20 protein-coding genes, 1 pseudogene and 1 riboswitch are annotated in these 23399 nt (G+C 70.2%); of the genes and pseudogenes, 14 read left to right on the top strand and 7 right to left on the bottom strand.

Translation table 11 applies throughout. The annotated features are described in order from the left end of the window. Nucleotides 1–121: 121 nt before the first annotated feature. From AC0685_RS21360 to AC0685_RS21325, 8 genes and pseudogenes are all read left to right on the top strand, one after another. A pseudogene (locus AC0685_RS21360) lies at nucleotides 122–1727 on the top strand (penicillin-binding transpeptidase domain-containing protein). A 43-nt stretch (nucleotides 1728–1770) separates the two neighbouring features. Further along, a complete protein-coding gene (locus AC0685_RS21355) occupies nucleotides 1771–2454 on the top strand; it encodes an ArsR/SmtB family transcription factor (RefSeq protein WP_478227156.1) in 684 nt (227 codons plus the stop codon). Nucleotides 2455–2566: 112 nt separating this feature from the next. Further along, nucleotides 2567–4045: a potassium/proton antiporter gene (locus tag AC0685_RS21350; RefSeq protein WP_478227155.1), complete on the top strand. Its 1479-nt coding sequence runs from the start codon at nucleotides 2567–2569 to the stop codon at nucleotides 4043–4045. A 131-nt stretch (nucleotides 4046–4176) separates the two neighbouring features. Beyond that, nucleotides 4177–4860 (top strand): M23 family metallopeptidase, encoded by a 684-nt coding sequence (locus AC0685_RS21345; RefSeq protein WP_478227154.1) that lies wholly within the window; start codon nucleotides 4177–4179, stop codon nucleotides 4858–4860. Between the two features lie 128 nt (nucleotides 4861–4988). Beyond that, a riboswitch (SAM riboswitch) is annotated at nucleotides 4989–5103 on the top strand. A 32-nt stretch (nucleotides 5104–5135) separates the two neighbouring features. Next, nucleotides 5136–6500, top strand: coding sequence for an aminotransferase class V-fold PLP-dependent enzyme (locus AC0685_RS21340; protein WP_478227153.1), 1365 nt, complete (start codon nucleotides 5136–5138; stop codon nucleotides 6498–6500). A 19-nt stretch (nucleotides 6501–6519) separates the two neighbouring features. Next, nucleotides 6520–7155, top strand: a complete 636-nt coding sequence (locus AC0685_RS21335) for a hypothetical protein (protein ID WP_478227152.1) — start codon at nucleotides 6520–6522, stop codon at nucleotides 7153–7155. 24 nt (nucleotides 7156–7179) lie between these two features. Then, on the top strand, nucleotides 7180–7743 hold the full coding sequence (gene lspA, locus AC0685_RS21330) for a signal peptidase II (RefSeq protein WP_034319164.1): 564 nt from the start codon (nucleotides 7180–7182) through the stop codon (nucleotides 7741–7743). Further along, nucleotides 7740–8666 carry an RluA family pseudouridine synthase gene (locus tag AC0685_RS21325; protein WP_340687722.1) on the top strand — a complete coding sequence of 309 codons (927 nt, stop codon included), beginning with the start codon at nucleotides 7740–7742 and terminating at the stop codon, nucleotides 8664–8666. The genes lspA and AC0685_RS21325 overlap by 4 nt, the downstream gene beginning before the upstream one ends. 102 nt (nucleotides 8667–8768) lie before the next feature. On the opposite strand, the gene AC0685_RS21320 is transcribed toward AC0685_RS21325, so the two are convergent. After that, a complete protein-coding gene (locus AC0685_RS21320) occupies nucleotides 8769–9752 on the bottom strand; it encodes an AsnC family protein (RefSeq protein WP_478227151.1) in 984 nt (327 codons plus the stop codon). Between the two features lie 136 nt (nucleotides 9753–9888). On the opposite strand from AC0685_RS21320, the gene AC0685_RS21315 reads away from it, so the two are divergent. From AC0685_RS21315 to AC0685_RS21300, 4 genes are all read left to right on the top strand, one after another. Continuing rightward, the gene (locus tag AC0685_RS21315) at nucleotides 9889–13200 is read left to right on the top strand and encodes a DUF885 domain-containing protein (protein ID WP_478227150.1); all 3312 of its coding nucleotides are present in this window, start codon (nucleotides 9889–9891) and stop codon (nucleotides 13198–13200) included. 80 nt (nucleotides 13201–13280) lie between these two features. Next, complete coding sequence (locus AC0685_RS21310; RefSeq protein ID WP_478227149.1) at nucleotides 13281–14321, top strand: LLM class F420-dependent oxidoreductase; 1041 nt, start codon at nucleotides 13281–13283, stop codon at nucleotides 14319–14321. Between the two features lie 203 nt (nucleotides 14322–14524). Next, nucleotides 14525–15481: a Ppx/GppA phosphatase family protein gene (locus AC0685_RS21305; protein ID WP_478227148.1), complete on the top strand. Its 957-nt coding sequence runs from the start codon at nucleotides 14525–14527 to the stop codon at nucleotides 15479–15481. Between the two features lie 39 nt (nucleotides 15482–15520). Then, nucleotides 15521–15700 carry a hypothetical protein gene (locus tag AC0685_RS21300; protein ID WP_478227147.1) on the top strand — a complete coding sequence of 60 codons (180 nt, stop codon included), beginning with the start codon at nucleotides 15521–15523 and terminating at the stop codon, nucleotides 15698–15700. 81 nt (nucleotides 15701–15781) lie between these two features. Here the strand turns inward: AC0685_RS21300 and AC0685_RS21295 are convergent, their stop codons facing one another. Genes AC0685_RS21295 through AC0685_RS21285 form a run of 3 tightly spaced genes read right to left on the bottom strand, consistent with a single transcriptional unit; the run spans nucleotide 15782 to nucleotide 19475 of the window. Next, nucleotides 15782–18142 (bottom strand): glycoside hydrolase family 65 protein, encoded by a 2361-nt coding sequence (locus tag AC0685_RS21295; protein WP_478227146.1) that lies wholly within the window; start codon nucleotides 18140–18142, stop codon nucleotides 15782–15784. Then, nucleotides 18139–18873 (bottom strand): HAD family hydrolase, encoded by a 735-nt coding sequence (locus AC0685_RS21290; protein WP_478227145.1) that lies wholly within the window; start codon nucleotides 18871–18873, stop codon nucleotides 18139–18141. The genes AC0685_RS21295 and AC0685_RS21290 overlap by 4 nt, the downstream gene beginning before the upstream one ends. A 44-nt stretch (nucleotides 18874–18917) precedes the next feature. After that, nucleotides 18918–19475 carry a TetR/AcrR family transcriptional regulator gene (locus AC0685_RS21285; protein WP_478227144.1) on the bottom strand — a complete coding sequence of 186 codons (558 nt, stop codon included), beginning with the start codon at nucleotides 19473–19475 and terminating at the stop codon, nucleotides 18918–18920. Between the two features lie 72 nt (nucleotides 19476–19547). Between AC0685_RS21285 and AC0685_RS21280 the strand changes: the two genes are divergently transcribed. Next, nucleotides 19548–20054, top strand: coding sequence for a PaaI family thioesterase (locus AC0685_RS21280; protein WP_478227143.1), 507 nt, complete (start codon nucleotides 19548–19550; stop codon nucleotides 20052–20054). On the opposite strand, the gene AC0685_RS21275 is transcribed toward AC0685_RS21280, so the two are convergent. The 3 genes from AC0685_RS21275 to AC0685_RS21265 all read right to left on the bottom strand — a co-directional run bounded on the left by AC0685_RS21275 (nucleotide 20051) and on the right by AC0685_RS21265 (nucleotide 22680). After that, a complete protein-coding gene (locus tag AC0685_RS21275) occupies nucleotides 20051–20404 on the bottom strand; it encodes a nuclear transport factor 2 family protein (protein WP_478227142.1) in 354 nt (117 codons plus the stop codon). The genes AC0685_RS21280 and AC0685_RS21275 overlap by 4 nt on opposite strands. A 136-nt stretch (nucleotides 20405–20540) precedes the next feature. Beyond that, entirely contained in the window at nucleotides 20541–21743 is a 1203-nt protein-coding gene (locus AC0685_RS21270; RefSeq protein ID WP_478227141.1) for an ROK family transcriptional regulator, read from the bottom strand. Nucleotides 21744–21951: 208 nt separating this feature from the next. Further along, nucleotides 21952–22680 (bottom strand): zf-HC2 domain-containing protein, encoded by a 729-nt coding sequence (locus AC0685_RS21265; RefSeq protein ID WP_478227140.1) that lies wholly within the window; start codon nucleotides 22678–22680, stop codon nucleotides 21952–21954. A 58-nt stretch (nucleotides 22681–22738) separates the two neighbouring features. Here AC0685_RS21265 and sigC point away from each other — a divergent pair, with 58 nt between their 5' ends. Beyond that, entirely contained in the window at nucleotides 22739–23308 is a 570-nt protein-coding gene (sigC, locus tag AC0685_RS21260) for an RNA polymerase sigma factor SigC (RefSeq protein WP_034324554.1), read from the top strand. The last annotated feature ends 91 nt before the right edge of the window (nucleotides 23309–23399 follow it).

Below are 23399 nucleotides of genomic sequence, written 5' to 3'. Positions count from 1 at the left end.
GATCACGAAAAGGATTCGGTATAGCCGCTTTCCCGCCGGAAGCGCGCCTTGCGCGGGGGAAATCGGCAGGCTGGCGCCCGGGGGCGCGCGAGGGGCGCGCCGTATGGGGGAGAGCGAATCCATGAGTCCTGCCCGGAAAAGAGGGATCCTGATCGGCGCCGCGCTGGCGGTCGTCGCCATCGTGGTGGCCGCGGTGGTGCTGCTGGTCAAGGAGGACCGGGCGCCTGCGGCCGCCGTCGGCCCGGGGGAGTCCACCGCGAACGCGCAGGACAGCCCCGCGCAGGTCGCCGGCCGGTTTCTGCGGCTGTTCGACATGGGTGACCTGACCACCGCCCCGGTCGACGATCCGGCGGAGGCCACGACCGCGTGGGCGGGGACGCGCAACACGCTCAACGGGGCGTCCGTCAAGACGTCTCTCGGCGAGGTCCCGACGACGCCGGGTGACGCGCCCTCGACGTCGGCCACCTTTCCACGCCGCGTGGACGTTCGCCGGCGGCAGCGTCTGGAAATACGAAGGCAAGCTGGACCTGGTGCGCAACGCCGGGAAATGGGTCGTCCGCTGGGCGATGTCGGTGATCCACCCGAAGCTCGAAGCCGGGCAGCGGCTCGCCGTCGCCCCGGTTTCGGCCAAACCGGTCGTGGCCGACCGCGACGGCAAGGCCCTCGTCGGCGGCGACGCGGCGGGCGTCGCGCCGATCCTGCAGGGGGCCTTGGCCAAGGTCGCCTCCGAGCAGAACGGCGGCAGCGGAACCCCGGCCACCGTCACCGTGTCGCGCGTCGACGCCTCCGGGAAGCCGGTCGAAACGCTCTTCGGGCAGACCGCTGAGACCGGCAAACCGTTGACCTCGACCTTGAGCGTGGCTTCTCAGGCAGCCGCCCAGAAAGCCGTCGACGGCTTCGGAGGGCCGGCGATCATCGTCGCGATGAAGACTTCGGGCGAACTCCTGGCGGTCGCGCAGAACGGCGCGGCCGGGAACCGGCCGGATGCGCTCAACGGCCTGTACTCGCCGGGTTCGGCTTTCAAGATCGCCACGGCGACCGCGGCGTTGCAGCAGGGCGGGGTCACCGCCGACTCCCCGTTGGCCTGCCCGGGCAGTGAGCAGATCGGGACCCGCACGCTCAAGAACGACAACGGGTTCGACCTGGGGACCGTCCCGCTGAAGACGGCGTTCGCCGCGTCGTGCAACACGACCTTCGGGCGGCTCGCCAAGCAGCTGCCCGCGGACGGACTCGCGAGGGCCGCAAGCCAGTTCGGCCTCAACGCCGACTTCGAGATCCCGGGCCTCGCGACGGAGACCGGGAAGGTGGAGCCGTCCGGCAGCGGTGACGAGCAGGTCGAAGCCGGGATCGGGCAGGGCAGGGTCCAGGTCAGCCCGCTGGGTGCGGCGCTCATGGCCGCGACGGTCGCCACGGGGAAGCCGGTGGTCCCGAAGCTGTGGCAGGGGCTGGAGACCAAGGTCAACGCCGGGTACCAGGCCCCGCCGGCCGGAGTGCTGAACCAGGTCCGCGCGATGATGCGCGAGGTCTGCACGACAGGGACCGCGAAGGCGCTGAAAGGCAGCGGGGCGGTCTTCGGCAAGACGGGGACGGCGCAGTTCGGGTCGGGCGCGGACGCCAACGGCTGGTTCGTCGGCTATCGCGGGGACGTCGCTTTCGCCGTCATGCTCGAAGGTTCCAACGACTCCAAACCCGCGGTGCAGCTGGCGGCGAAGTTCCTGGCAGGCTGACGCTTCGGCGGTCGCCGAACCGTGGGTCTTCTACGGTGGACGCATGGAGACGATCGCCCTGGCCGAGGTCGCGGCCGTGCTCGCCGATCCGAGCCGCGCGTCGATGTGCCTCGCGCTGCTCGACGGGCGTGCCTGGACGGTGACCGAGCTGGCAGGCGCGGCCGAGGTGGCCGCGTCGACGGCGAGCGAGCACGTGACGAAGCTGACCGAGGCAGGCTTCGTCGTGCGGGTCAAGCAGGGGAGGCACAGTTACGTCCGGATAGCCGACCCCCGGGTGGCGGAACTGATCGAGCGTCTGGCGCAGCACGCCGAGCATCGGCCGGTGAAGGGGCTGCGGTCGTCCGTGCGGGTGAAGCGGCTCGGGTTCGCCAGGACCTGCTACGACCACCTCGCCGGGACGGTCGGCGTCGCGCTGCGGGACGGGATGCTCGCCACTGGGCTGATCGACGACGCCGGCGGCCTGACGCTGACCGATCGCGGCCGCGAGGTGCTCGGCGCACTCGGGGTGGAGATCGACGGCGGCCGCCGCCCGATGCTGCGTGACTGTCTGGATTGGACGGTCCGGCGTGATCATTTGGCGGGCCGGGCCCCCGCGGCGTTACTGTCTCACGGAGTGAGCGCCGGCTGGTTGTCCCGTGAGGGCAACCGCGCGGTGAAAGTCCTGCCCGCGGCGGAAGAACCGTTCGCGGAACTCGGCGTCGACCTGGTGGCCCTGCGCAGTCCGTAATGGACAGTCTGTAACACAGGCTGTCCGGACGGTTTTCGGCCGGTACACGGACGAGTGACGAGCACCGCCTCACTATTCTGGAGCCCTCACGGCGACCGGAACGGGAGGCGACATGGAGCAACTCCCGCTCATTCTCGGCACCGGCGGGGCCGTGCTGCTCGTCGCCGTGATCGCCGTCCGGGTGTCGATCCGGGTCGGCCTTCCTTCGCTGCTGTTGTACCTGGGCATGGGGGTCCTGCTCGGCGAAGCCGGGTTCGGCATCCAGTACGACAACCCCGAGCTGACCCAGTCGCTCGGCCTCGCCGCGCTGGTGATGATCCTGTCCGAAGGTGGCCTCACCACCCGGTGGTCGGCCGTGAAACCCTCGCTGGGCATCGGAATCGCACTGTCCACAGTGGCCGTGGTGGTGAGCATCGCGGTCACCGGCGCCGCCCTGCACTGGTTACTGGGCCTGGACTGGCGGATGGCGTTGCTGTGGGGCGCGGTACTGGCCTCGACCGACGCCGCCGCGGTCTTCTCGGTGCTGAGATCCGCGGGGATCGGCAAGCGGCTCGTCGGCGCGCTGGAGATCGAGTCGGGGATCAACGACGCCCCGGCCTACATCGCCGTCGTCGTCCTCGCCGAGGGGACGACCATCGACTGGTCGCTGCCGCTGCTGGTGGTCTACGAACTCGCCGCCGGGCTGGTGATCGGCCTGGCCTTCGGCTGGGGCGGGGTGTTCGCGCTGCGCCGGGCGGCGCTTCCCGCCACCGGTCTGTACCCGCTGGCCACGGTCGCGGTGTGCGTCGTGGCGTACTCGAGCGGGCAGCTCGCCCACGCGTCGGGCCTGCTCGCCACCTACGTGGCGGCCCTGGTGCTGGGGAACTCGAAGCTGCCGCACCGGTCGGACACGCTGTCCTTCGCCGAAGGGCTCGGCTGGCTCGCGCAGATCGGCCTGTTCGTGCTGCTCGGCCTGTTCGCCTCGCCGAGCAGGATCTTCGAAAGCCTGGTCCAGGGCCTGGTCGCGGGTGCGGTCGTGCTGCTGCTCGCCCGCCCGCTGTCGGTGCTGCTGTCGGCGCTGCCGTTCAAGATCCCCTGGCGAGAACAGGTGTTCCTGTCCTGGGCCGGGCTGCGCGGTGCGGTCCCGATCGTGCTCGCGCTGATCCCGCTGTCGTCCGGGGTGCCGGGCGCGCAGCAGCTGGTCGACGCGGTGTTCGTGCTGGTCATCGTGCTGACACTGCTCCAAGGGGCGACGCTGACCCCGCTCGCGAGAATCCTCGGGCTGGCCCAGCACGCCGAGGCGCACGAGATCGACGTCGACTCCGCGCCGCTCGACGAGATGGGCGCGGAACTCCTGCAGGTCCGGATCCACGCGGGATCGAAGATGCACGGCGTGTACCTGGCCGAACTGCGGCTGCCGGTGGGGGCGACGATCAGCCTCCTCGTCCGAGACGGCTCCGGCTTCACGCCGAACAAGAACACCAGGCTCCAGGAACGCGACCAGTTACTCGTCGTGACGACCGCCGAAGCCCGTGACGCGGCCGAACGACGCCTGCGGGCCGTCGACCGCGCAGGCCGCCTCGCCAGGTGGAAGGGCGAATCCGGCCAGTAGGTCACGAACCGGCACCAGCTGTTCGTCGGTTGATCTCAGAAAATTCTTCCCTTTCGTACTCCCTTTGAATTACTTTCCCCGCAACTGACTCCATCGAATGGGTGAGTGTCACGGGGTAAGGAGTACGCAAGGTGACGAAACTTCCTGTGCGGTTCGCCGGTCTGGGGGCCGCTGTGGCGCTCGTCGGAGTGGTTCTCGCCGCCCCGACTGCGACGGCGGCCGGGGCCTTTCCCGCGTTCGGGCTCCCCTTCGACACGGGCCAGTCGGTCTACTCGGCGGGGATCCACTCGGACAACGGGACGTCCGGAGTGAAGAACGCCATCGACTTCAGCCCCGGGGACAAGACCGTTCGCGCCCCGCTGGCGGGCACGGTCCGGATCCAGCACTGCTCCGGTGGCGACTGGGTGACCGTCGACCACGACGGCGGCTGGCGGACCGGGTACTACCACCTGGAGAACATCGCGGTCACCGACGGCCAGAAGGTCGCCCCCGGCGACGCGCTCGGCCGGACCGGTAACGCGCTGCCCTGTGGTGGCAGCAGCACCGGCGCCCATGTGCACTTCACCCTGTGGACCCTGCCCACGGCGGCCGTGCAGGGCGGCGACTCGCGCGACTTCGGGGTCGGCGCGGGCAACTGGAACGGCCTGTCCTACGACGAGGTCTCGACCAAGGTCGCCGAGGCCTACGGCGAAGCCGTCGACGGCAAGACCTTCGGCGGCTGGCGGTTCACCGCGGGCACCGATCAGTACTCCGGCACAGCGACTGAGGTCTCCTCCCGCGCGACCGTCCCGCTGCCCGGCCGATTCCGGGTCTGACCGGCCGTTGCCCGGCGCGGCGCGGCGCCGGGCAGCGGTTCTTCCCGCTTGCGGAGCACGTGAGCGGCGTCTCAAGATGCGGACGAGGGCTGGCTCGATCGCCCGCTCATCCGCTAACTTCGTTCCTAGGTCACGAGTGTCAGCGTCAAGCCCCGGCTAGCTGACCGGCAACCCTCCTACCGCGGTGGGGTGCCCCGGGTGAGGACCTGGCTCGTCGCGTGGTGCGACGGGCAAGCGCGGGATCCTCGTCGGGTCCCCTGACCCGGAGGATGACGATGACTCTCGCACTCGAACGCACCAGCGCTCCCGCTGAAGTTGCTGAAACCGTTGCCACGCACCAAATCCCGACGGTCGCGTGCGCCGATCTGCGGGTCCCGCTGGTCACCGGCGGCGACATCGGCTACGCCAACCTCGATCACGCGGCGAGCGCCCCCTGCCTGGACAAGGTGCGTGCCGCGGTCGACGAATTCCTGCCCTGGTACGCCAGCGTGCACCGCGGCGCCGGGTTCGCCTCGCAGGTCTCGACCAAGCTTTACGAGCGCACGCGCGGAATCCTGCGCGGCTTCGTCGACGCGCGGTCGACCGACACCGTCGTGTTCACCCGCAACACCACCGATTCCTTCAACCTTCTCGCGCGCAGCCTGCCGAAGCACACGTCGGTCGTCGTGTTCGACACCGAGCACCACGCCGCGCTGCTGCCGTGGAAGGGACCGAACGTCCGCCGGATCGAAACCCCTCGGACCCGCCTCGCCGCGGTGTCCGCCGTGGACGAAGCGCTCGCGGACTGCCCGCAGGGCCCGCGCCTGGTGGTGCTCACCGGAGCGTCCAACGTGACCGGGGAACTATTGCCGGTCAAGGAGATCGCGGCCGTCGCGCGACGGCACGGCGCCCGGATCGCGCTCGACGCGGCGCAGCTCGCGCCGCACCGCAAGATCTCGATCCGCGATCTCGACGTCGACTACGTCGCGCTGTCGGGGCACAAGCTGTACGCGCCTTTCGGTGCCGGCGCGCTGATCGGCCGCGCCGACTGGCTGCGCGCGGCTCAGCCGTACCTCGCCGGTGGCGGCGCGACGAAGCTCGTCACCCGTGACTCCGAAAACCTCGGCGTGGTCTGGAATTCCGGCGCCGAGCGGCACGAAGCCGGTTCGCCCAACACCGTCGGCGTCTACGCGCTCGGTGTCGCCTGCGAGACCCTGGCCGCGAACTGGGGCGGGATCGTCGCCCACGAGGAGGAGCTGCTGGCGCGGCTGCGTCGCGGCCTCGCCGCCATCCCCGGTTTCGCCGAACTGCGGCTGTTCGACGCGCCGGTCGACCGGGTCGGCACGCTCAGCTTCGTCGTCGACGGCTTCGACCCAGGCTGGCTCGCCGCGGTGCTGTCCGCGGAGTACGGCATCGGTGTGCGGGACGGCGCGTTCTGCGCGCACGTGGCGACGAAGCGGCTGATCGCCGTGGCCGGTGCGACGGGGCAGCAGGCCGTGCGGGTCAGCCTCGGCCTCGGCAGCACCACCGAGCACGTGGACCGGATCGTCCTGGCGCTGCGCCAGATCGTCGCCCGCGGCGCGCGCTGGCAGTACGAGAAGCCGGAGGGCCGCTGGGTGCCGGAGAACGATCCGCGCGAACTTCCCCCGTTCTGCGCCTGACCCACTATCCTCTCCCCGCATGGGGAACGAGCGACCGCGTTACTGGTTTCCGCTGGCGTTGCTGGGTTTCGCTCAGCTGATCGTGGTGGCCTTCGGCGGGATGTGGTCCGGGGGCTGGTTCGCCTACGCGCCCGCCGGTGAGCAGCAGTTCCTGACCCAGAATCTGTATGGGGTCGGTGATGGTGGGGTTTTCGGATCCTTGCGCGGGGTCGAGATGAGCCGCGAGACCGCCGCCGCGCTGGACACGTCGTTCGACATCGCCGGCCGGAACGACGACTGGCTGTTCGCCGTTCTCGCGGTCTACCTCGGCACGGTGCTGTTCTACGCCATCCGGACAAAGACCATGCGCTGGTGGAAGGTCGCCGCGATCGCGCTCGGCGGACTGGTCGCCATCGTGCTGGCGGATCTGGTCGGCTACTGGGAATTCGATCTCGACGGTGACACCCGGAGCGCGATCCTGTTGACGCTGGGCCTCGTCGGGCTCGCCTGGCTGGAGCGCAGCGTGCTGGTACTGGTCGTGGCCGCGGCGTTCGTGCTCTGCGCGGTCGTGCTCGCGCAGGGACAGCTCGCGCTGGTGCTTTCGTCGCTGGTCGTGCTCGCCGGGGCGTTCGCGGCCCTGCTGAGCAGGCCGAAGACGGCCGCCGAGGAGTCCTGAACACGCTCAGTGGACAATGGGGCTGTGAGTACTGAGCCCGAAACGGCGCCACCGTCGCCACCGCTGCCCAAGAAGCGCGTCGCCGTGGTGTTCGCCGTCGCCGCGGTGCTGTGGGGGATCGACCTCCTCACCAAGCAGATCGCCGTGTCCACGCTGGAGGGCAAGCAGCCGGTCGAGTTCCTCGGCGGGCTCGTGTACTTCCAGCTGGTGCGCAACCCCGGTGCCGCCTTCTCGATGGCGACCGGGCTGACCTGGGTGCTCGCGCTGGTCGCGATCGCCGTCGTGATCGCCATCGTCTGGCTGTCCCGGCGGCTGCGCTCGGTCGGTTGGGCCATCGGCCTCGGCCTGGTGCTGGCGGGCGCGCTCGGCAACCTGACCGACCGGATCTTCCGCGCGCCCGGCCCGCTGCAAGGGCACGTGGTCGACATGATCTCCGCGTTCGCGCCGAACGGGCAGGGCTGGGCGATCTTCAACGTCGCCGACTCGGCGATCTGCGTCGGCGGCGTGCTCATCGTGATCCTTTCCCTGCTGGGAAAGGACTACGATGGAACGTCTACAAAGGACAAAAAGAAGGCGGCGAGCGAATGAGCGCGCGGATGTTGCCCGTTCCCGACGGGCTCGACGGCATGCGCGTCGACGCGGGGCTGGCGAAACTACTGGGACTTTCCCGCACGGTCGTGGCGGAGCTGGCCGAATCCGGTGAGATCCTCCTCGACGGCAGGCCCGCCGGGAAATCGGACCGGCTGACCGCCGGCGGACTGCTCGAAGTGACGCTGCCCGATCCGGCCTCAGCCGTCGAGGTCGTCGCGGAACCCGTCGAAGGCATGAAGATCCTGCACGACGATGACGACATCGTGGTGATCTCAAAGCCGGTCGGTGTCGCCGTGCACCCGAGCCCCGGCTGGGCCGGGCCGACCGTCGTCGGCGGGCTCGCCGCCGCCGGGCTGCGCATCGCGACCTCGGGCGCCGCCGAACGCCAGGGCGTCGTGCACCGGCTGGACGCCGGCACCACCGGCGTCATGGTCGTGGCGAAGAGCGAGCACGCGTACACCGTGCTGAAGCGGGCGTTCAAGGAACGCACCGTCGACAAGGGCTACCACGCCATCGTGCAGGGCCACCCGGACCCGACACGCGGCACCATCGACGCGCCGATCGACCGGCACCCCCGGCACGACTACAAGTTCGCCGTCGTCCAGGGTGGGCGGCCCAGCGTCACGCACTACGAGGTCGTCGAGGCCTTCCGCGCCGCGTCGCTGGCCCAGATCAAACTGGAGACCGGGCGCACGCACCAGATCCGCGTGCACTTCTCGGCGCTCAAGCACCCGTGCGTCGGCGACCTGACCTACGGTGCCGACCCGGTGCTGGCGCGCAAGCTCGGGCTCTCCCGGCAGTGGCTGCACGCGAAGACGCTCGGCTTCGCCCACCCGGCCGACGGGCGCTGGGTCGAGTTCGAGTCGGAGTACCCGGACGACCTGGCCAACGCGCTGCGGATCCTGCAGGACGAGAACTAGGCGCGAGTCTCCTGTCCGTGAAGGCCTCCTTCCCTACCTTGAGAGTAGGCAAGGAGGCCTTCACGGACCACAAGTCACGAAGGCACCGGGAGCCGCCGCGAGCTAATCGTCGATCGACCAGGTCAGCGTGCGCTCGTCCGGCTCGGGCCGCGGTGACCAGCGCACGGCGACCACGCGCGTCGAGTCCGGCAGCACGTAGACGGTGTGCCCGCCCAGGGTCTCCCCGGGCCGGACGCCGATCTTGTGCGGCGGCCGCGACGTCAGCGAGACCGGCGCCTTCGCGATCGGCTTGCCGTCCGCGGTGAGCAGTTCGAGGTAGTTGTCCGGGAGCGACACGAACGGGATGTTCCCGCGGTTGGTGATCTCGGTGTGCACCACGACCGACCGTTCCCCGGCTTCCAGCGAGTAGCCCGCGGCGCTGAACAGGTAGTCCGCCGGGTCCTGGACCTCGAGCAGCTGGACGGTGAGCTGCTCGCCCTCCAGGCCCTGGGTCTCCATCACGTCACCGGTCCGGCCCTTCTTGCCCTCCGGGGCGGGCTGCGGCATGACCTGCTGTTCGTCGCCGCGTGCCCAGGACGCGGTCTGCGGGACGCCCCAGGTGCTCATCACCGGGTCGGCGGGCGCCATCGGGGGCGGCGCGAACTGCTGCTGCGGCGGGGCGGGCGGTCGCGGAGGCGGCGCCATCGGCTGGCGTACCGGGGCCGAAGGCGGGCCGGGGTAGCGGCCCGACGGCGTGCCGTGCACGTTGTACGCGCCCGACGGCGTCCCCTGGACGTTGTATGGCCCGGAGGGGGTGCCCTGGACGTTGTGCGGTCCCGAATGCCCCGGCGGACGCTGGGGCTGCGGAGGTTGCTGGGGCTGCTGAGCCCAGGAAGGCGGCGCGCTCGCGATGGCGGCCCGTAGCCCGTTCGGGTCGCTCTCCACGCCCACGAGCAGCGGCAACCCGCTGCCGGAGAGGGCGACCAGGCGGTACGCGACCTCGCGCGGGTCCATCCCGACCTTGGCCGCGAGTTCGTGTACGGCCGCCTTGCCCAGGTCCGCGAGGGCGGCGAGCAGGCGGATGTCCACGGGATCGGTCACGGCCACGTCCGGGAACGCTACCGTCTCGCTCCCGGCGCCGCGGGGAGAGGCCGTCCGAGTGCGGCAAAACCCGGCTTCGGTAGTACGCGGTCTCCATTAGGGTCGGGGATACCGCCTCCATCGACCTCTGGGGAAAGCAAACATGAGCGAAGTCTCCGCCCTCGCCGACGAGTTCGTCGAAGCCCTCTTCGACGCCGAGCCGGTCATGCCCGCTTTGCAGGGCTTCCGTCCGGAATCGACCGGGCTCAGCGATCTCAGCGAGGCCGCGGGGGACGCCTTCCGCGCGCGGCTGGCCGGGTTGGCCGAGCGGGCCGAGGCACTCGCCTCCGACGGTTTGAGCGCGGAGGAGAAGACCACCCGTGATGTCCTGATCGCGATGGCGCGGGCGAGGATCGCGCTGCTGGACTCCCGGTTCGTCGAGTTCACCGTCAGTGACCTGTTCATCTCACCCGCCGCCGAGGTGCTCACCGTGCTGCCGATGATGTCGGTCGGGACGGGCGCGCAGGCCGAGGCGCACCTCGGGCGGATCGCCGCGATTCCGGAGTACCTGCGGCAGGCCGCGCAGCGGCACCGTGACGGCGTCGCCCGCGGGCTGGTCCCGGTCGCGTACCTCGTCGACGCCGCCGTCGCGTACCTCGACCGGCACCTCGCCGAGCCCTCGGCCGATCCGTTGCTGCGCCAGCCCGCGCCCGACGACGACTTCGAGACCCGCCGCGCCGCCCTGCTGCGTGACGTCGTCCGGCCCGCGATCGCGGAGTACCGCGAGGTGCTCGCGAAGGAGATCGCGCCGCACGGCCGTCCCGAGGACAAGCCCGGCGTCTGCTGGCTGCCCGACGGCGAGCGAATCTACGCCCTGCTCGCCGAGATGCACACGACGACCGACCGCACCCCGCGTGAGCTGCACCAGACCGGGCTCGACGTGATCGCGGGCCTCGCCGACGAGTACCGCGAGTACGGCTCGCGGGTCTTCGGCACCAGCGACCTCCAGGAGATCTTCACCAAGCTCCGCTCCGACCCGGCTCTGCGCTGGTCCGGTGCCGACGAGATGCTCGACTCCGCCCGCGCGGCCATCACCAGGGCCGAGGCCGAGGCGCCGAAGTGGTTCGGCCGGATCCCGCCGCAGCCGTGGACGGTCGAGCCGGTTCCCGCCGAATCCGCGCCCGGCGCGCCCGCCGCGTACTACATGTGGCCCGCGGTCGACGGCTCCCGGCCCGGCATCTACTTCGCCAACACCCACAAGGCGGAGGAGCGGTTCCGGCACGCGGCGGAGGCGACGGCGTTCCACGAGGCCATTCCCGGCCACCACTTCCAGCTGAGCCTCGCGCAGGGACTCACCGAACTCCCGCTGCTGCGCCGAATCGGCGACTTCACCGCGTACGCCGAGGGCTGGGGCCTGTACACCGAGCGCCTCGCCGACGAGATGGGCCTGTACTCCGACGACGTCGCGAAGCTCGGCATGCTGACCATGGATTCGATGCGCGCCGGACGGCTGGTCGTCGACACCGGGCTGCACGCGCTGGGCTGGAGCCGCCGCCAGGCCATCGACTTCCTCACCGAGAACACGCCGATGGCGCCGGTGGAGATCGAGTCCGAAGTGGACCGGTACATCGCGTTCCCCGGCCAAGCGCTGTCGTACATGGTGGGACGGCTGGAAATCCAGCGCATCCGTGCCGAGGCGGAGCTGACGCTGGGCAGCCGGTTCGACATCAAGGCCTTCCACGACGTCGTGCTCGGCGGCGGTGCGCTGCCGCTCTCGGTGCTGGACGGCGTGGTCCGCGACTGGGTCGCCGGCCACGGCGACACCCCGAACGGTCTCGCCGACGAGCTGATGGAGCTCAAGTTCGAGGAGCTTCCGCTGTGGCGCTCGCTGCTCGGGCTCCCCGGCGACGAAGGCGCGCTGCCCGATCCGAGCGCGGAGGCCGCGGCCGCGCAGCGCGCGACGGCGGTCGTCATCGCCGAGCGCGCCGAAGCCCTCGACTCCGAAGGGCTTTCCCCCGCCGAGGTGGTCACCCGCGAGGTCGTGATCCAGCAGGCGAAGGCGATGGTCGACGTCCTCGATTCGCGGGCCGCGGAGTTCTCGGTCAGCGATGGGCTGGCGTCGCCCGCGCTGTTCATGCTCAACGAACTCTCGGTGCTGTCGCTGAACGACGAGGAAAAGGTCCGCGGCTACCTGAAGCGGCTGGAAGGCATGGGCGCCTATCTCGACGCCCTGATCGTGCGCCAGCGCGCGGCGGCGGCCGACGGGCTGGTCCCGCCCGGCTTCCTCGTCGAAGGCGGGATCGCCTACGTGGAGCGTTATCTCGGTGACGAGGCGGGGGATCCGCTGGCGCTCACCGCGTCCGTTTCCGTGGAGGGCTACGAAACCGAACGGGACCGGCTGCTGGCCGAGGTCGTCCGGCCCGCTTACACGCGGTACCGCGACTTCCTCGCCGACGAGCTGCGTCCCGTGGCGAAGCCCGAAACCGAGCCGGGTCTCTGCGCGCTCCCTGGCGGGCAGGAGAAGTACGCCGCGCTGATCCGGGCGCACACGTCGACCGAGCGCACCGCGCGGGAGCTGCACGACACCGGCCTCGACATGATCGCGAAACTGGCCGACCAGTATCGCGAGCTGGGCGAGAAGATCTTCGGCACCAAGGACCTCGACGCGATCTTCGAGCGGCTGCGCACCGACCCGGCCCTGCGCTGGCGGGACGGTGAAGAACTGCTCGACGCCGCGCGTGACGCCATCACCCGCGCCGAAGCCGTCGCCCCGCAGTGGTTCTCGACCGTGCCCGAGGAGCGGTGCCAGGTCGAGCCGGTCCCGCCGGCCGAGGCGCCCGGCGGCACGCTGGCGTACTACATCGAGGCGTCGCTCGACGGCTCGCGGCCGGGCACCTACTACGCGAACACCCACGAGGCCGAGCAGCGCCCGAAGCACACGAGCGAGGCGATCGCCTTCCACGAAGCCGTTCCGGGGCACCACTTCCAGATCTGCATCGCGCACAAGCTCAAGGGCCTGCCGATGTTGCGCGGGCACGCGGACGTCAACGCCTACGTCGAGGGCTGGGGGCTCTACTCGGAGCGCCTCGCCGACGAGATGGGCCTGTACTCCAGCGACCTGACCAGGTTCGGCATGCTCACCCAGGATTCGATGCGCGCCGGGCGGCTCGTCGTCGACACCGGGATGCACGCGCTCGGCTGGAGCCGTCAGCAGGCCGTCGACTACCTGGCCGAGAACACGCCCATGGCCAGGGTGGAGATCGAGGCCGAGATCGACCGCTACGCCGCCGTTCCCGGGCAGGCGCTGTCGTACATGGTGGGGCGGCTCGAGATCGAGCGGATCCGTGCCGAGGCCGAGGCCGCGCTGGGCGACCGGTTCGACATCAAGGGCTTCCACGAGGTCGTGCTGAGCAACGGGATCCTCCCGCTGCGGGTGCTGGACGACGTGGTGAAGGCTTGGGTGGCCGCGCAGTGAGCCGGGACACAGGCGAAAGGCGGCGTCCCGGCGCATACTGTCGCTAAGCGAGCGCTCAGTAACCAACGAGGGAGATGCCGATGAGGATCGGGACCGCGATCAGCTACGCCGGTGGTTTCGCCGACAGCGTGGCGGACATCGTCGAGCTGGAGAAGGCCGGGCTGGACATCGTCTTCGTCCCCGAGGCCTACTCGTTCGACGCGGTCAGCCAGCTCGGCTACGTCGCGGCGAAGACCGAACGGGTCCAGATCGCCTCGGGCATCTTCCAGATCTACACGCGGACGCCGACGCTGACCGCGATGACCGCCGCCGGGCTCGACTTCGTGTCCGACGGCCGGTTCACGCTCGGCATCGGCGCGTCGGGTCCGCAGGTCATCGAGGGTTTCCACGGCGTGAAGTACGACGCGCCGCTCGGCAGGACCCGCGAGATCATCGACATCTGCCGTCAGGTGTGGCGGCGGGAGAAGGTGGTGCACTCCGGCACGCACTACTCGATCCCGCTGCCACCCGAGCAGGGCACCGGCCTCGGCAAGCCGCTGAAGCTGATCAACCACCCGGTGCGCGAGCGGATCCCGATCCTGCTGGCCTCGATCGGCCCGAAGAACGTCGCGCTCACCGCCGAACTCGCCGAGGGCTGGGAGCCGATCTTCTTTCACCCCGAGAAGGCCGCCGAGGTCTGGGGCGCGTCGCTGGCCGAGGGCAAGGCGAAGCGTGACCCGTCGCTGGGCGAGCTGGACACCTTCGTCGGCACCGCGCTGGCGATCGGTGACGACGTCGAAGGGCTGCTGGACCACCTGCGCGGCATGCTGGCGCTCTACATCGGCGGCATGGGTGCGCGCGGCAAGAACTTCTACAACAGTCTCGCTCAGCGGTACGGCTACGAGGCCGAAGCGAAGCTCATCCAGGACCTCTACCTGGACGGCAAGAAGGACGAGGCCGCCGCGGCGGTGCCGAAGGAACTGATCAGGGCGATCTCGCTGATCGGGCCGGAGGGCTACGTCAAGGAGCGCCTCGCCGCCTTCCGTGAGGCCGGCGCGACCACGTTGGTGGTCAACCCGATGCTGCCCGGCCGGGAGGCGCGCGTGGCGCAGGTTTCGAAGCTGCGCGAACTGGTCGGCTAGGCACGCGGCGGGGAGGCGAACCTCTCACCTGTATCGATCCGGTATACTTGACCTGCGCTGGCGTACCCCCTTCGTGGTCAAAAAACGGCCTCCCGGTGGAAAGGGAACGTAAACCACGCCTGAACGGCGAGAAAATACGCCATTATCAGGAGTGAAAGCGAGACCTCGGGGAATCCGTTCGCGACGAAGGTGAGGTGCCTCGCGTGCGCAAGCAGATCGGCGAGCCGTCCGCCGCGGTCCTGGACGTCGGTTCGTTCAGTGCACGGCTGGTGGTTCTTGCCAAGGGCGGTTCGCCGCTCGACCCCGCACTGAGCCACCAGACGCGGCTGCGGCTGGACCGGGAACTCGACGATGACGGGAACCTGACCCGGCGTGGTATCGACGCGGTCTCGTCCGCGGTCGAGGCGGGGATGACGATGGCCGCCAAGCACGGCGTCGAAAACGTGTACCCGCTCGCCACCTCGTCGATCCGCGACGCGGGCAATGTCAAGCAGGTCGTCCGCGACGTCCAGAAGGCCACCGGGGTCAAACTGCGGTTCCTCACCGGCCGCCGCGAGGCCGAACTGGCCTACGTCGGCGCGCGCCGGTGGTACGGCGCTTCCGCCGGCGGGCTGCTGGTGCTCGATATCGGCGGCGGGACCGTCGAACTAGCCGCGGGGGACGGCGAGGAGGCCGGGTTCGCGCACTCCCTGCCGCTCGGCGCCCGGTCACTGACCCGGGACTGGTTCGCCACCGAATGTCCGTCGCCCAAGGTCGTGCGGGCGATGCGGGAACACGTGCTCGACGAGTTCCGCGACGCGATGCAGGACGTCCTCCCGCGGATCCGCGACCATCGCGCCGTCGGCTGCTCCAAGGTGCTGCGGCAGCTCGCCCGGCTCGCCGGGGACCGGCCGTCCCGCTCCCGGGAACTGCACCTCGACGACCTGCGCGCGTGGATCCCTCGGCTGGCGAAGCTGCCCGCCAAACGCCGCGCCGAACTGCCGGGTATCTCGCGGCAGCGCTCCCACCAGGCTCTCGCGGGCGCGATCGTCGCCGAGGCGCTGCTGACGCTGGCCGGTGGCCAGGTCGCCATCTGCCCGTGGTCCACCCGGGACGGGCTGCTGCTCGGCATGCTCGACGGGCTGGTCACCCCGGAGGGTGAATCGGCCAAAGCCGCCTGAAGACTGGCGCATCCGGCCGCGAGCGGGTACCCCGGACACATGAGGGAAAGCAAGAAGAGCTTCGGGCAGGACGACGAAGAAGACCTCGACGACCTTCGCGGAATCCAGCCGAAGACCGACGTGCCCGGCGTGCCCAATCGTGACGTCGGGCCGCACGGCACCAAGGAGGTCGACGACGTGCCGGGCGGCGGCGAAGTGCCCGTCGAACCCCCGGACTGAGCTCGCCGCGCGTGCTATGAAAGGTCCTTTCCTTGCAAAATTTGCAAGGAAAGGACCTTTCATAGCACGCGAAGGGACCGGTCACGCGTCCTTCGGCTGCCTCCGCGCCGGTGCGCGGCCCGCGGGCTGCACCGGCGCCGGCCCCGGGTCGAGCGCCGGGATCGGCAGCCGCACCGGCTCGGCGGTCACCGTGAACGTGTCGCCGTGGTGCACCAGTTCCAGCGGTGCCCCGGTGATCACGTGGTACGTCGCGCCCTCGCCGTCGATCTCGACCTGGAACCGGGTGCCGCGGAAGGTCAGCCGGAACGCGATCCGCCGGAGTTGCGGCGGCAGCCTCGGCGCGAAGCTCAGCCGGCCGCCGTAGTCGCGCAGCCCGCCGAAACCGGCGACGGTGCCCTGCCACGCGCCCGCCAGCGACGCCAGGTGCAGACCGTTGCGGACGTTGTTGTGCACGTCGTGCAGGTCGGTGAGCGCCGCCTCGGCGAGGTAGTCGTAAGCCAGTTCGAGATGCCCGACCTCGGCCGCCACCACCGCCTGCGTTCCCGCCGACAGCGAGGAATCCCGTACGGTTCGCGCCTCGTAGTAGGCGAAGTCGCGCGCTTTTTCCTCGGGGGTGAAGGAATCCCCGCATAGATGCAGCGCGAGCACGAGATCCGCCTGCTTGACCACCTGTTTGCGGTACAGGTCGAAGTACGGGTAGTTCAGCAGCAGCGGGTAGAAATCCGGGTCCGTCGCCTCGAAATCCCACTCGTCGTGCTCCAGGAACCCTTCGGACTGCGGGTGTACGCCGAGATCCTCGTCGTAGGGCACCAGCATCGCGTCGGCGGCCTTGCGCCACGACGCGACCTCGTCCGCGCCGACCTCGAACCGGCGGGCGACGTCGTCGTGCTGGCCGACGATCTCGGCGGCGTAGAACAGGTTCCGGCGGGCCATGAGGTTCGTGTAGACGTTGTTGTCCGCCACCGCGGAGTACTCGTCCGGCCCGGTGACGCCGTCGATCCGGAACCGGCCCCGCCGGTCGAAATGCCCGAGTGACAACCACAATCGCGCGGTTTCGAGGAGCAGTTCGGCGCCGCAGGTCCGCATGAACTCGTCGTCGCCGGTGGCGTTGAGATAGCGCACGACGGCGTCGGAGATGTCCGCGCTGACGTGGAACGCCGCCGTGCCCGCCGGCCAGTACGCGGAGCATTCCGCGCCGTTGATGGACCGCCAGGGGAACGCCGCGCCGCGCAAACCCAGCTGTGCCGCCCTTTCCCGTGCTTTGTCCAAAGTGGAGTGACGCCAGCGCAGTGCGTCGCGGGCGGCGTCCGGGATGCTGTAGGTGAGCACGGGCAGGACGAACGTCTCGGTGTCCCAGAACGCGTGCCCGTCGTAGCCGGGGCCGGTCAACCCCTTGCCCGCCAGCGCCCTCGCCTCGCCGCGGGCTCCGGCCTGCAGGAGGTGGAAGAGCGCGAACCGCACGGCCTGCTGGAGTTCCGGGTCGCCGTCGATCTCGATGTCCGACGTCTCCCAGAAGTCGTCGAGGAACTCCTTCTGTTCGGCGAGCAGCCCCTTCCAGCCGGTCTGCCGGGCCCCGGCCAGCGCGGCCTCGACCTGCGCGCGCACGGCGGGCACCGAACGCTGCGCGGACCAGCCGTAGGCGAGGAACTTGGTGATCCGCAGCCGTCCGCCCTGGGGCACGTCGACGGCGATGGTGAGCCGCGCCAGGTCTTCCTCGGCCTCGATATGCGTGCGCACGCCGTCGGAGACGTCGATCTTGTGGTCCATCGCGGCGGCCATCCGCAAACCGGATCGGCGGGTCTGGTGCACCAGCACCGCGTGATACGCCTCCGCGTGGTGGTATTCCCCGATCAGCGGCGACTCCAGCGCCGCCGCGACCCGGGGGTCACGCGTGTCGGACTCGATCGGTTCGTTCGCCAGCAGATCCGACTGCACCACCAGCTGGAGGTCGTCGTCGAGCGGTTCGACCTCATACCTGATCGCCGCGACGGCCCGCTGCGTGAAGGAGACCAGGCGTTCGGTCTTCACCCGGACCCGGCGGCCGGTCGGCGAAGACCAGACGGTGTCGCGCGCGAGGGTGCCCTTCCGGAAGTCGAGCACGCGGTCGTGTTCGGTCGCCTGGCCGTACCGCATGTCGAGCGGTTCGTCCTCGACGAGCAGCCGGATGACCTTGCCGTCGGTCACGTTGACGACGGTCTGTCCCTCTTCGGGATAGCCGTAACCGCTTTCCGCGTAAGGAAGATCGTGCTGTTCGTAGAAACCGTTCAGGTAGGTGCCCGGAAGGCCGCGTGGCTCGGCCTCCTCAAGCGTGCCGCGCAGGCCGATGTGCCCGTTGGACACCGCGAACGCCGATTCGGTGCGCTGCAACGCGTCGACGTCCATTCCGTGCCAGCGCAGCTCCCAGGGCGCGACCTCGTAGCCGCGGAGAAGCGATTCGGTCACTTGCGATCCTCCAGGAGTTCGGCGAGGTCCTCCACCACGACGTCGGCGCCGTGCGCGAGCAGCTCGCCCGACTGATGCGCGCGGTTCACCCCTACCACGTAACCGAAACCGCCGTCCTTGCCCGCCTGCACGCCCGCGAGGGCGTCCTCGAAGACGGCCGCGTTCGCCGGTGCGACACCGAACGCCTCGGCGCCGGCGAGGAACGAGTCGGGGGCGGGCTTGCCGCGCAGGTTCTTCTCGGCGATCACGATCCCGTCGATCCGCGCTTCGACGAACTTGGTCAGGTCGGCGGCGTCGAGCACCTTCGCGCCGTTGGCCGACGAGGTGACGACGCCGATGCGCAGCCCCGCCGCCTTGGCGGCCTCCAGATACCGGACGGAACCCGGGTACGGAGTCACGCCCTCTTCGTCGATGATCTTCAGCACCAGCTGGTTCTTCCGGTTCCCGATCCCGTTGACGGTGGCGGCCTCGATGTCGTCGTCCGGGCTTCCCTCTGGCAGTTCGATCCCGCGCGAGGTGAGGAACGTGCGGACGCCGTCGGCCCTCGGCCGTCCGTCGACGTAGGCCGCGTAATCGGTGTCGGTGAACGGCGAGAACGCGTCACCGTCGCGGGCGCGCAGGAACTCGTCGAACGTGCGTTTCCACGCTTCGCGATGCTGGGCCGCGGTTCCGGTCAGCACGCCGTCGAGGTCGAAGAGACAGGCCGTGATGGTGTCGGGCAGACCGATCATGTCTGGCCACGCTACCCGTGCCGGCTGGTGCTCGCTCGGCTTCGTCAGGCGGTGCGGATCACGAGCGCGACATGCCGCGCGGCCCGGTCCAGCGGGTCGGACGACCGGTGGACCCGGCTGACCAGCAGGGCTCCTTCGAGGTTGTTCATGATGGCCGTCGCGACGTCTTCGGGATCCTTGACATCACTGAGCAGTTCGACGAGCAGGGCATGCCAGGCGGCGAACGCGTCCTGGCACGCCTTGGTGATGGCGGGCGAGGCGTGCGCCATCTCCAGGGTGATCGTGGCGAGCGGGCAGCCACCGCGGTAGTCGTCGGCGGCCAACGCCTCACCCGCCTTGCGATACCACCAGGCCACGGCGTCTTCGACGGTCTCGGTGCGCTCGAAGGCACGGCGGACCGTCTTCGCCACGACGGCGGTGCCGAGTTCGATGGCGGCGACCGCGAGTTGCTCTTTGCCGCCGGGGAAGTGGTGGTACGCCGACCCCCACGGCGTCCCGGCCTGCTCGACCAGCCGCCGCCACGAGGTGGCCTGGTAGCCCTCGCGGCGGAAGAGCGTCATCGCGGTCGAGATCATCCGCTCGCGAGTGGTGGTGTCGGACACGTCGCTCAGCATAGCCCTTGACTAGGACGACCGTCTTAGGAAACTCTAGGACGATCGTCTTAGGAGGCGGCCATGACCACCGATGTCACCGGGCAGACCAGGCAGAAGACCGTGACCTGGCAGGATCCGCTGCCCACCGCCCGGCTCGGCCGGGAAATGTCCGGCCTCGACTACCTCACCGGCATCGCCGAGGGGCGGATCCCGCCGGCACCGATCTCGGCGCATTTCGGCATGCGCTGGGTGAGCGTGGCCGAAGGCGACGTCGTGATCGCCGCGACGCCGGACGAGTCGCTGTACAACCCCATCGGGACCGTGCACGGCGGGGTCGCGGCGACCCTGCTCGATTCGGCGGTGGCGTGCGCGGTGCACTCGACCCTGCCCGCCGGGATCGGCTACACCTCGGTGGAGCTGAAGGTGAACTACCTGCGCGCCATTTCCGGCTCGGTGGGGGAGATCCGCGCCCACGGCTGGGTCGTGAAGGCCGGTTCGCGCGTCGCGTTCGCCGAGGGCGACATCCGCGACGGTCAGGGCAAGGTGCTCGCGACGGCGTCGAGCACCTGCCTGATCATCAAGCCCTAGAACATTTTCGCGCCGGGCGGCACCGGCTGTTTGACGTCCCAGTGCTCCACGATGAGCCCGTCCTCCACGCGCACGATGTCGACGACGGCCGCTCCGGGTTCCTCGCCCGGGCGGACGACGTGCAGGTGCACGACGACGTGCTCGTCGTCGGCGATCACGCGTTTCACCGAGACGTCCGCGCCCGCCATCGGCGAATTCCGCATCGCTTCCACGAAAGCGTCACGGCCGGAGGGAAATCCCGGGCTGTGCGTGACGAAATCCGGGTGCACGTTCGTGCCCGCGGCGGCGAAGTCCTTGCGCACGAACAAGTTCTCGAAACAGTCGAGGACGATCTTCTTGGCTGTGGTCATACGGACATCGTTCCGCGCGGGCTCCGCAGCCGTCGATTACCGCGCAGGTAAAGCCCCACGACAGCGAGCGCGCCGGAACGTGGCGGGACGACCACCTCCCCAGGTGCAAGCCGACGCGAACTTCCGACCCGGCCGCTCAGGCCGCGCCGACCTTGCGTTCGAAGACCAGGCCTTCGGCGGCGCGCAACCCGACGCTGATCGCGCCGGTCAGCACCCCGTCGTCGCCCAGTTCGCCCTGGACGACCGACGGGACCAAGGGAGTGAACGAGCGCAGGGCGCGGTCGATCGGGTCGAGCAGCAGATCGGCCGCGGTGCCGATCCCGCCGCCGAGCACGATCAGTTCGGGATCGATCACCGCGGCCACGGACGCCACGGTGTACGCCAGTCTGTCGGCCTCCGCCTCGACGGCACGCAGGGCGAGTTCGTCGCCGTCCCGGGCGAGCCGGAAGACCTCGCGGGCCGATTTCGCTGTGCCGAGGCCGAGTTCGCGCGCGCCGCGGACGACGGACTGCGCCGCCGTCGCCTCTTCGAGGTGGCCGCGGACCGGCGGCGAGTCCTCGCCTTCGCCCGCCGCGTCCGACTGTCCGTACGGCAGGTAGCCGATCTCGCCCGCCGCGCCCGTCGCGCCGCGGAAGACCTGGCCGTTGACCATCACGCCCATCCCGACGCCGGTGCCGATGGTGATGCAGCCGAACACCGACGCCCCGCGCGCGGCGCCGCGTTCCCATTCGCCGACGGCGGTGAGGTTCGCGTCGTTCTCGACCATGAGATCCGGGCCGAGGACGGCTTCGAGTTCGTCGAGCAGGCCCGCCTTGCCCCAGCCGGGCAGGTTCGGCGCGTGCCGGAAGCAGCGTTTGTCCGGGTCGGCGACGCCGGGGGAGCCGAGGACCCGCACGACGATGTCGGCCTGGCTCAGCCCCGCTTCGCGCACGGTCGCCGCGGCGAGGGCGCCCACCGCGCTGACGAGCGCGGTGCCCGAACGTGAGGTGTTCCGCTCGTCACGGCGGGCGACCACGGTATGGCCGAGATCCGAGACGGCGACGCGGAGGTGCTCGCGTCCGATGTCGACACCGAGGACGTAGCCCGCCGTGGGATCCGCTTCGTAGAGGACGGCGGACCGGCCGGTGCCGGTCGAGGTGTGCCCGGTCGCCCTGGCGAGACCCGCCGCTTCGAGCGCCAGTAACGCTTGGCTCACCGTGGGTTTCGAAAGACCGGTGTCCTTGGCGACTTGGGGTCGCGTCGCCGGGCCGCTGCGGCGCAGGAGGTCCAGCACGGCGCGCTGATTGATCTTCCGCATCCCGGCGGGGGTGCCGACGGGTGGGTTTTCTGCGCCAACCACGAGCTTCGCCTCCTGTCGAACCAAGGTGTTCCACCAAAGTTATCCGCCTCCGGCCCGAAATGGGCAAGAAGGTTTACATTCGGTGGTTCCAGGCGACGATAAACGTGTCCGCGCCGCGAATCGCGCACGCCGCGCGCGAAAAACCGTGATTCACCCGGTATCCGGGCGCGTGCTCCCAGTGACCGGTAATGGTCTAGACCAGATGGCTTCAAGCGACGTGGCGGCTCGCAGGCCTCCGGAATCCCCTGTGCTGCCGGGGTCGTTCGGGGGCTTCACCGGTCTCGTGGTCCGTTTCCGCGCTGTGAGAACCCGGATGGTCGGCCGTCGTCGCCGGGCTGGGGCGGTTGCGCAGCCGGTGCTGCCGGTTCACCACGTACAGCAACAGCAGTCCGGCGACGACCAACCCGTGGGTGAGCACGCGTCCGGCGGTCACCTGCCCGGTGACGAGGTCACCCGCCGACAGCGCCAGGAGGAGCGCGACGAAACCGGTCAGCGCGGGCAGCTGCCCGGACGCCGCCTTCGTGCGGACGGCCGCCCAGCCGAGCCCGACACCGACGGCGAGGTTCCACGCGCTGCTTTCATGCGAAAGGTGCCCGATCAGGGATTCCGTGCCGTGCCCCGCGGTGTGGTCTTCGACGCCCAGCAGCTGGGCGAAGGCGAGGGCGAGCTGCGCGATCGCGACCAGCGCGAGCGCGATCCTGGCAGGCCAGCCCTCGCTCGGCGGGGCTGGGGTGCGTTCGAGGATGACGGCGGTGAGGTCCGGGACCGGGGGAGCGGGCCGCACCAGCATCGCCCGGTGCATCCGCTCGGCGCGAGAGAGCCACGACCGGCATGCGGGGCAGCCCGCCACGTGCCGGTCGACCACCTCGGGCGGGGCGGGTTCGGTTTCGCCGTCGAGCCGGGCCGACAGGGCCTCGCGGCAGGTCTCGCACTTCACGTCTCACTTGTCGGGCGCGGGCCTGCCCCGGTTCCCGGGACGCTGCTACGTTTCTCGTATGGCCGGGCCGCGCAACCACGACGACGAGCGGGTGACCGAGCTCGCTCTCGCCGCCGCCCGCGGCGACCGGCGGGCGCTCGAGGACTGGGTGCGTGCCACCCAGGCCGACGTCTGGCGCTTCGTCGCGCACCTCGCCGACGTCGGCGCCGCGGACGATCTCACCCAGGAGACGTACCTGCGCGCGTTCGGCAGCCTGCGGCGGTTCGCCGGCCGGTCCTCTTCGCGGACCTGGCTCCTGTCGATCGCGCGCCGCGTCGTCGTCGACCGCATCCGGGCGGCTTCGGCGCGTCCGAAGCTCGCCGACGTCGACTGGGAGGCCACCGCCGAGCGGCGCGGAGCTCGCCAGGCGGAGGGTGTCGCCGGCTTCGAGGACCTGGTGGAGCTGCGGATGCTGCTCGACGGGCTCGACCCGGAGCGGCGCGAGGTCCTCGTCCTCACCCAGGTGCTCGGGCTTTCGTACGCCGAGGCCGCCGAGATCTGCGGCTGCCCGGTCGGCACCGTGCGTTCGCGTGTCGCGCGTGCCCGCGAGGACCTGCTCGAAGCGGGCCGGGAGCGCGACTCCATCTGACGCGTTTAGTCCTCTGAATGCGGTAGTTCGCGCTGCCAACTACCGCATTCAGAGGACGAATTGCCCCGCGTGCTGTGGCGCGCCACACATT

Source organism: Amycolatopsis sp. NPDC043889, from assembly GCF_056435645.1.
The sequence above is the reverse complement of the archived record's forward strand: the minus strand, read 5'-3'. Positions and strand labels throughout refer to the sequence as shown.

Bases quoted from the DNA above. Each gene is read 5' to 3' on its own strand.
- AC0685_RS21355 (WP_478227156.1), top strand. From the start codon at position 1,771: ATGGAGACGATCGCCCTGGCCGAGGTCGCGGCCGTGCTCGCCGATCCG.
- AC0685_RS21350 (WP_478227155.1), top strand. From the start codon at position 2,567: ATGGAGCAACTCCCGCTCATTCTCGGCACCGGCGGGGCCGTGCTGCTC.
- AC0685_RS21340 (WP_478227153.1), top strand. From the start codon at position 5,136: ATGACTCTCGCACTCGAACGCACCAGCGCTCCCGCTGAAGTTGCTGAA.
- AC0685_RS21335 (WP_478227152.1), top strand. From the start codon at position 6,520: ATGGGGAACGAGCGACCGCGTTACTGGTTTCCGCTGGCGTTGCTGGGT.
- AC0685_RS21325 (WP_340687722.1), top strand. From the start codon at position 7,740: ATGAGCGCGCGGATGTTGCCCGTTCCCGACGGGCTCGACGGCATGCGC.
- AC0685_RS21315 (WP_478227150.1), top strand. From the start codon at position 9,889: ATGAGCGAAGTCTCCGCCCTCGCCGACGAGTTCGTCGAAGCCCTCTTC.
- AC0685_RS21310 (WP_478227149.1), top strand. From the start codon at position 13,281: ATGAGGATCGGGACCGCGATCAGCTACGCCGGTGGTTTCGCCGACAGC.
- AC0685_RS21300 (WP_478227147.1), top strand. From the start codon at position 15,521: ATGAGGGAAAGCAAGAAGAGCTTCGGGCAGGACGACGAAGAAGACCTC.
- AC0685_RS21290 (WP_478227145.1), bottom strand. From the start codon at position 18,873: ATGATCGGTCTGCCCGACACCATCACGGCCTGTCTCTTCGACCTCGAC.
- AC0685_RS21280 (WP_478227143.1), top strand. From the start codon at position 19,548: ATGACCACCGATGTCACCGGGCAGACCAGGCAGAAGACCGTGACCTGG.
- AC0685_RS21275 (WP_478227142.1), bottom strand. From the start codon at position 20,404: ATGACCACAGCCAAGAAGATCGTCCTCGACTGTTTCGAGAACTTGTTC.
- sigC (WP_034324554.1), top strand. From the start codon at position 22,739: ATGGCCGGGCCGCGCAACCACGACGACGAGCGGGTGACCGAGCTCGCT.